This is a genomic window from Mycobacterium sp. (assembly GCF_049673265.1).
Lineage (GTDB): Bacteria > Actinomycetota > Actinomycetes > Mycobacteriales > Mycobacteriaceae > Mycobacterium.
The window spans coordinates 1-4,054 of the sequence record NZ_JBATXN010000684.1 but is presented as its reverse complement, the minus strand read 5'-3'; the positions used below and the strand labels follow the sequence as shown (position 1 = coordinate 4,054).

The 4,054-nt window shown below is 65.9% G+C and carries 5 protein-coding genes and 1 pseudogene; 3 read left to right on the top strand and 3 right to left on the bottom strand.

The window, feature by feature from the left end:
- Together WBF82_RS23250 and WBF82_RS23245 are read right to left on the bottom strand one after the other, a co-directional pair.
- Nucleotides 1-74: pseudogene (locus WBF82_RS23250) on the bottom strand (DoxX family protein); the annotation flags it as partial.
- 15 nt (nucleotides 75-89) lie between these two features.
- Nucleotides 90-476: a winged helix-turn-helix transcriptional regulator gene (locus tag WBF82_RS23245; protein WP_424385284.1), complete on the bottom strand. Its 387-nt coding sequence runs from the start codon at nucleotides 474-476 to the stop codon at nucleotides 90-92.
- A gap of 17 nt (nucleotides 477-493) precedes the next feature.
- Here WBF82_RS23245 and WBF82_RS23240 point away from each other — a divergent pair, with 17 nt between their 5' ends.
- From WBF82_RS23240 to WBF82_RS23230, 3 genes are all read left to right on the top strand, one after another.
- A complete protein-coding gene (locus WBF82_RS23240; RefSeq protein WP_424385282.1) occupies nucleotides 494-1,129 on the top strand; it encodes an NADPH-dependent F420 reductase in 636 nt (211 codons plus the stop codon).
- 89 nt (nucleotides 1,130-1,218) lie between these two features.
- A complete protein-coding gene (locus tag WBF82_RS23235) occupies nucleotides 1,219-2,772 on the top strand; it encodes a pyruvate, phosphate dikinase (RefSeq protein WP_424385283.1) in 1,554 nt (517 codons plus the stop codon).
- Nucleotides 2,769-3,374 (top strand): MarR family transcriptional regulator, encoded by a 606-nt coding sequence (locus WBF82_RS23230; RefSeq protein ID WP_424385281.1) that lies wholly within the window; start codon nucleotides 2,769-2,771, stop codon nucleotides 3,372-3,374. Before WBF82_RS23235 ends, WBF82_RS23230 begins: the two co-directional genes overlap by 4 nt.
- Before the next feature lie 6 nt (nucleotides 3,375-3,380).
- On the opposite strand, the gene WBF82_RS23225 is transcribed toward WBF82_RS23230, so the two are convergent.
- Nucleotides 3,381-4,054, bottom strand: a 674-nt coding sequence (locus tag WBF82_RS23225; protein ID WP_424385280.1) for a WS/DGAT domain-containing protein, incomplete at its 5' end; no start/stop codon positions are given.

Genomic DNA, 4,054 nt, shown 5'->3' with positions numbered 1-4,054 from the left:
TTATAACCGTGAGCTGCCAGGGTCAACCCCAGCACCAGCCGCAGGATCAGTAACCCGAGATCGTAGGCAGTCATAGACGCCAACTTAGATCATGCCGCGCCGGCCCCCATATGCCGCTTGCCCCATTGGCACATCGCCTCAGTCACCGGCCTTAGCGATTCGCCGTATTCGGTCAGCGAATACTCGACCCGCGGTGGCACCTCGGCAAAAACTTCCCGATGGACGATTCCGTCGGATTGCAGCTCTCGCAGTTGGCGCGACAGAATTCGCTCGCTGATCCCGCGGGTCTTACGCCGCAATTCGGCGAACCGCTGCGGACCGTCAGTCATCAAGTGGAAGATCAGCACGGCCTTCCACTTGCCACCGATGACGGCCAGCGTGGCCTCGACCGGGCACTCGAAGTTCTCGTCCACCCTAACCTCCGGATTAGCTACCCACCTGAAAGTACGTTCTTGTCCGGTCCTGAGGTTCAACATAGCGTCGGTAAACACCCGTGCATACGATCGCAAAGGAGCCCGAGATCAAACTCGCGATTATCGGCGCTGGCAACGTCGGCAGCACACTAGGCACCGCGTGGCGCAACCGGGGCCACGATGTTGCGTTCGGTGTCCGCAACCCGGATGACCCGAAGTACGCGTCGCTCGAAGCAGTCACGACCAACGAATCAGCCGCCGCCCCAGCCGAAGTCGTGGTGCTGTGCACGCCGTGGCCGAGCACTCAGCCGGCCGTGCAGACCTGCGGTGACCTGTCCGGCAAAATCCTCATTGATTGCACCAACCCGCTGACCCCCGACTTCTCCGGACTGGAGATCGGGCACAGCACATCCGGCGCGGAACAGGTCGCGACGTGGGCGCGCGGCGCGCGGGTTTGTAAAGCGATGAACCAGATCGGCGCGGCGATGATGGACGGGCCACAACTGCCCGGGAAACCGGTGATGTTCATTTCCGGTGACGATGACGAGGCCAAGTCAGTGACTGCGGGCCTGGTCAGCGAGCTCGGTTTTGAAGCCCTCGACGTCGGCGATCTGGCGCTAGCCCGGCTGCTCGAGCCGTATGGACTGCTCTGGATCCACCTGGCGCTGCGGCGCGGGTTGGGCACAAACTTCGGTTTCGGCCTGTTGCGCTCCTGACACCCCGGGGACGCGGTCAGGAGTTTGCCGGAAGGTAACCTCGGTGCGTGTCAGGATGCGCTTCGGGTAAGCCGGCGATCGCACCGCCGGTGCTACCGCTGGCGGGCGACGCGAAGTATTCGCCGGACATCCTCGGCCACAAGGGATACGGCATCGACACTATGCGCCGCCACGGTCTGCCGGTACCGCCCGCGTTCTGCATCACCACGGAGGTCGGCGCACGCTATCTCACCGAACCCGAGGCGACGATCGACGCGATCTGGGATGACGTGCTCGACGGAATCCGGTGGCTCGAGGAGGCGACGTCGCGCAGTTTCGGACGAGGACCGCATCCGCTGCTGGTCAGCGTGCGCTCCGGGGCAGCGGTGTCGATGCCCGGGATGATGGACACAGTGCTGGACCTCGGTATCAACGACGCCGTCGCGAAGGCGCTCGCCGCAGAGGGGACGGTTGCGTTCGCTCGCGACACCCGACGCCGGTTCAGCGAGTCGCCCGTCGGCCGCGACGCGCCTGCCGACCCGTACCTGCAGTTGCGCGCCGCGATCGAAGCCGTGTTCGCGTCGTGGGGCTCGCAGCGCGCCGCCGCTTATCGCGCGCATCACGGGCTCGACGACCGGGGCGGCACCGCGGCTGTAATACAGGCCATGGTCTTCGGGAACATCAACACCAGTTCCGGTGCCGGCGTTGTCTTTTCACGCAACCCAATGACCGGTGCCAACGAGCAGTTCGGCGAGTGGCTGCCCGGCAGCCAAGGGGACGACGTGGTATCCGGCACGGTCGACGTAGAACCGATCAGCGCGCTTCGCGACCAGCAACCGGCTGTGTACGACGAATTGATTTCCGCCGCACGCTCGTTGGAGCGACTCGCCTCCGACGTGCAAGAGATCGAGTTCACCATCCAAGACGGGACGCTATGGCTGCTTCAGACGCGGCCGGCGAAGCGCTCGGCCCAGGCCGCGGTGCGCCTGGCGCTGCAATTGCGCCGTGACGGCCTTATCGACGACGCCGAGACGCTTCGGCGGGTGACGCCGGCCCATGTGGAGGCGTTGCTGCAGCCATCGCTGCAGCCGGAACACCGTTTGACTGCATCGCTTTTAGCTACTGGCCTACCGGCAGGGCCCGGCGTTGTCTCGGGGCGCGCCTATACCGAAGTGGATGCCGCGATCGACGCCGCCGACCGCGGCGAGGATGTCATCTTGGTGCGCAACCACACCAGCCCCGACGACATTCACGGCATGCTGGTCGCCCGCGGCGTCGTTACCGAAACTGGCGGCGCCACCAGCCACGCGGCCGTGGTTAGTCGTGAGCTCGGCCGGGTGGCGGTGGTGGGCTGCGGCCGCGGAATCGCCGAATCCCTTGCCGGCAAACTGGTCACCGTCGACGGCAACGAAGGCGAAGTGCGCGACGGAAACCTGCAGTTGACTGCCTGGTCGGAAGACAACACGCCAGAGCTGCGTGAGCTGGCCGAGATCGCCTGCCTGGTAAGCCCTTTGCGTGGCCATGCCAGCGGCGACTACCCCCGACTGGAGAGCCATGCCGATGACGCAGTGCGCGCCGCCATGGCCAGCGGCCACACCGACGTGGTGTCAGCCAGCCCGCTGCTCGCAATGCTGGCCGCGCTGCGACTCAGCGAGGACACGTGAGCGAGTTGACCGTGTTGCAAGCGGTCCGGCTCAAGGGCCGGGTGAGCCTTGATGATTTGGCCGCGACGCTCCGAGACGACGCGGACGACCTCGTTGACAGCGTCGAGCGTCTGACCCAGTCCGGCTTGCTGATCGACGGCAAGGTGCTGCGGCTCAGCCCCGACGGGCGGGCCCGGCTGTCGGAATTGCTGGCCGCCGAGCGTCAGCACATCGACACAGCGGCGCTGGCCGCCGTGTACGCCGACTTCCGCGCCGTCAACGCCGAATTCAAAGCACTGGTCACCGATTGGCAAGTCAAGAACGGCCAACCGAACACCCACGACGAGGCCGATTACGACGCCGCGGTTGTCGCCCGCCTCGATAGCGTGCATCAGCGGGTCGCGCCGATTGTCGCGGCTGCGGCCGCACAGTTGCCGCGGTTGGGCCGCTACTCGACCAAACTGCAGGCGGCGCTGGACAACGTGCACGCCGGCGAGACGCATTGGTTGTCCCGACCGCTCATCGACTCCTACCACACCGTGTGGTTCGAGCTGCATGAGGAGCTGATCCTCGCCGCTGGCCTGACCCGTGAGTCCGAAGCCAAATCCGGTGATGCGGGGTAGCTTTCGCTATAGTTCGGCGTCCAGCCTGGCAAGATACTCGTCGATGTCCCCGACAGCGGATTCGGCGGCGTGCACGCTGATCGCGACCGTGTCCCCGATGCCGTGCGCGCCATGAACGAGGCCCATCGCCGGTGATAAGGCCGGATAGCCGGCAGTCAACAGCACCGGTGCGGCGCCGAAGCGCAAATCGGCAGGTCCACGGTAGACGCTGGACACTACGGTGTTACCGGACACTTGGGATGGTCGGGCATCGGGATCGAAACGGCTAACCCCCCACCGCAGCAGCGGAGCCGGCACCGCGGCAAAGGCACGGTCAGAGGCTTGTACCGCGGGGTGCTCAAAGCGGCGACGGGCGCCGGCCAGGTCGGCGGCAATCCGGTCCACTCGGGCCTGTCGACTCAAATCCGGATACAGTCCGACAGTCACGTTGGCGAAGTGGTTATGCGCCTGGCGCACACCGGGTTTGGCCATCGGGACTTCGGCGCCCAGCGCTGCCGCTGCATCGCCCAATTGACCGGATAGTGCACTCGACACGGCAGCCAATACCGCGACGGTGACGGTGGGACCTTGCAATTGCGTGCGGTGCCGTATCAGTGTGCGCACGGTGCGCGCGCCTGCGGGCCGGGCATTGGTTTGAAGCACCGGCCGCGGCCCGGGCGCGGGAACCAGCAGGCCCGCGC

Excerpts from the sequence above, each read along its gene's own strand:
- WBF82_RS23245 (WP_424385284.1), bottom strand. The coding sequence starts at position 476 with ATGTTGAACCTCAGGACCGGACAAGAACGTACTTTCAGGTGGGTAGCT.